2 rRNA genes are annotated in these 3,208 nt (G+C 50.7%); both read right to left on the bottom strand.

The annotated features are described in order from the left end of the window. Nucleotide 1: 1 nt before the first annotated feature. Nucleotides 2-116, bottom strand: a 5S ribosomal RNA gene (rrf, locus tag DFR63_RS01170). A gap of 81 nt (nucleotides 117-197) precedes the next feature. Beyond that, nucleotides 198-3,086, bottom strand: a 23S ribosomal RNA gene (locus DFR63_RS01165). Between the last annotated feature and the right edge of the window lie 122 nt (nucleotides 3,087-3,208).

Raw genomic sequence — 3,208 nt, 5'->3', positions numbered from 1 at the left:
AGCCTGGCAGCGTCCTACTCTTGCGGGACGTCAGTCCAACTACCATCGGCGCTGGAGAGCTTAACTGCTGTGTTCGACATGGGAACAGGTGTGGCCTCTCCGCCATCGCCGCCAGACTATTGAATGTCTGTACATTCAAAACCGGATAGAAGTATCGAGAAGAGTGAACGCACTCTTTAAATTTCTGGTCGTACTATTTGAATAAGTCATCGATGGATTAGTATTTGTCCGCTGAATGTGTTGCCACACTTACACGCCAAACCTATCAACCTCATAGTCTCTGAGGCATCTATTGGGGAAATCTCATCTTGAGGGGGGCTTCATGCTTAGATGCTTTCAGCATTTATCCCGTCCATACGTAGCTACCCAGCTATGCCGTTGGCACGACAACTGGTACACCAGTGGTATGTCCATCCCGGTCCTCTCGTACTAAGGACAGCGCCTCTCAAATTTCCTACGCCCACGACGGATAGGGACCGAACTGTCTCACGACGTTCTGAACCCAGCTCGCGTACCGCTTTAATGGGCGAACAGCCCAACCCTTGGGACCGACTACAGCCCCAGGATGCGATGAGCCGACATCGAGGTGCCAAACCTCCCCGTCGATGTGAACTCTTGGGGGAGATAAGCCTGTTATCCCCGGGGTAGCTTTTATCCGTTGAGCGATGGCCCTTCCATGCGGAACCACCGGATCACTAAGTCCGTCTTTCGACCCTGCTCGACTTGTAGGTCTCGCAGTCAAGCACCCTTATGCCTTTACACTCTGTGAATGATTTCCAACCATTCTGAGGGTACCTTTGAGCGCCTCCGTTACTCTTTAGGAGGCGACCGCCCCAGTCAAACTGTCCATCTGACACTGTCTCCCAGCCGGATCACGGCTGCGGGTTAGAATCTCAACCACACCAGGGTGGTATCCCACCAGTGCCTCCACATAGACTGACGTCCATGCTTCTAAGGCTCCCACCTATCCTGTACAGGTGGAGTCAAGATTCAATATCAAACTACAGTAAAGCTCCACGGGGTCTTTCCGTCCTGTCGCGGGTAACCTGCATCTTCACAGGTACTATGATTTCACCGAGCCTCTCGTTGAGACAGTGCCCAAATCGTTACGCCTTTCGTGCGGGTCAGAACTTACCTGACAAGGAATTTCGCTACCTTAGGACCGTTATAGTTACGGCCGCCGTTTACTGGGGCTTCAATTCGTACCTTCGCTTGCGCTAAGCACTCCTCTTAACCTTCCAGCACCGGGCAGGCGTCAGCCCCTATACGTCACCTTTCGGTTTGGCAGAGACCTGTGTTTTTGGTAAACAGTCGCTTGGGCCTATTCACTGCGGCTTATATTTCTATAAGCACCCCTTCTCCCGAAGTTACGGGGTCATTTTGCCGAGTTCCTTAACGAGAGTTCGCTCGCTCACCTTAGAATTCTCTTCCCAACTACCTGTGTCGGTTTACGGTACGGGCAGTCTGATTACTTGCTAGAAGCTTTTCTTGGCAGTGTGAGTCCGTATGCTTCGCCTACTATTTTCGGCTCCCCGTCAACACTCAGCCGTCACGCATGCCGGATTTGCCTGGCATGCAGCCTTGTGCCTTGGACGCGCTCTTCCTTCCGCGCGCTCATCTTTTCCTACTGCGTCACTCCATCACTCAAATGCAATCTAACTGGTACAGGAATTTCTACCTGTTGTCCATCGCCTACGCTTTTCGCCTCGGCTTAGGTCCCGACTAACCCAGAGCGGACGAGCCTACCTCTGGAAACCTTAGTCGTTCGGTGGACGGGATTCTCACCCGTCTTTCGCTACTCACACCGGCATTCTCACTTCTAAGCGCTCCACATGTCCTTACGGTCATGCTTCGCCGCACTTAGAACGCTCTCCTACCATTAAAATAAATTTTAATCCACAGTTTCGGTAATATGTTTAGCCCCGGTACATTTTCGGCGCAGCGTCACTTGACTAGTGAGCTATTACGCACTCTTTAAATGATGGCTGCTTCTAAGCCAACATCCTAGTTGTCTGTGCAACGCCACATCCTTTTCCACTTAACATATATTTGGGGACCTTAACTGGTGGTCTGGGCTGTTTCCCTCTCGACAATGGACCTTATCACCCACTGTCTGACTCCCATACATCACATCTGTGGCATTCGGAGTTTGTCTGAACTCGGTAACCCGGGATGGGCCCCTCATCCAAACAGTGCTCTACCTCCACGATGCTAATATGAGGCTATACCTAAATATATTTCGGAGAGAACGAGCTATCTCCAGGTTCGATTGGAATTTCACCCCTACCCACAACTCATCCGGTCACTTTTCAACGTAAGTCGGTTCGGCCCTCCATTCAGTGTTACCTGAACTTCAGCCTGGTCATGGGTAGATCACCTGGTTTCGCGTCTACAAACATATACTCATTCGCCCTGTTCAGACTCGCTTTCGCTGCGGCTCCACATTCTCTGCTTAACCTTGCATATATTCGTAACTCGCCGGTTCATTCTACAAAAGGCACGCCATCACCCTTTAACGGGCTCTGACTACTTGTAAGCGCACGGTTTCAGGTTCTATTTCACTCCCCTCCCGGGGTGCTTTTCACCTTTCCCTCACGGTACTGGTTCACTATCGGTTACCAAGGAGTATTTAGCCTTGGGAGATGGTCCTCCCGGATTCCGGCGGAATTCCTCGTGTTCCGCCGTACTCAGGATACATTCTAAATCTATCAACCTTTTAACTACGGGACTCTTACCCCCTGCGGTTGGCCTTCCCAGACCATTCGTCTAAGTCTTTAGATCCGTTGTGAATGTCCTACAACCCCAGCCGAAGCTGGTTTGGGCTCTTCCCCGTTCGCTCGCCGCTACTTAGGGAATCGATGTTTCTTTCTCTTCCTCTGGATACTAAGATGTTTCAGTTCTCCAGGTGTCCTCCAACAGCGCTATGTATTCACGCTGTGGTAATACCTCGCGGTATTGGGTTTCCCCATTCGGAAATCTCCGGTTCATCGCTTACTTACAGCTCCCCGAAGCATATCGGTGTTTGTTCCGTCCTTCATCGGCTCTTGGTACCTAGGCATCCGCCGTGCGCCCTTCACTACTTAATCGTAATGAAATTTGTGTGAGTGTATCTGATCGATACGTTTGCGTTCTCGCTTTCATTTCGTTTGCTCGATTTGAAATCGTTTTACTCTTCTCTTTACTTCTATACGGTTTTCAATGTACATGA

Source organism: Jeotgalicoccus halotolerans, from assembly GCF_003387165.1.
In the GTDB taxonomy this organism is placed as follows: Bacteria; Bacillota; Bacilli; order Staphylococcales; family Salinicoccaceae; genus Jeotgalicoccus; species Jeotgalicoccus halotolerans.
Note: the sequence above shows the minus strand (reverse complement) of the source record. Positions and strands in the feature narration are given on the sequence as shown.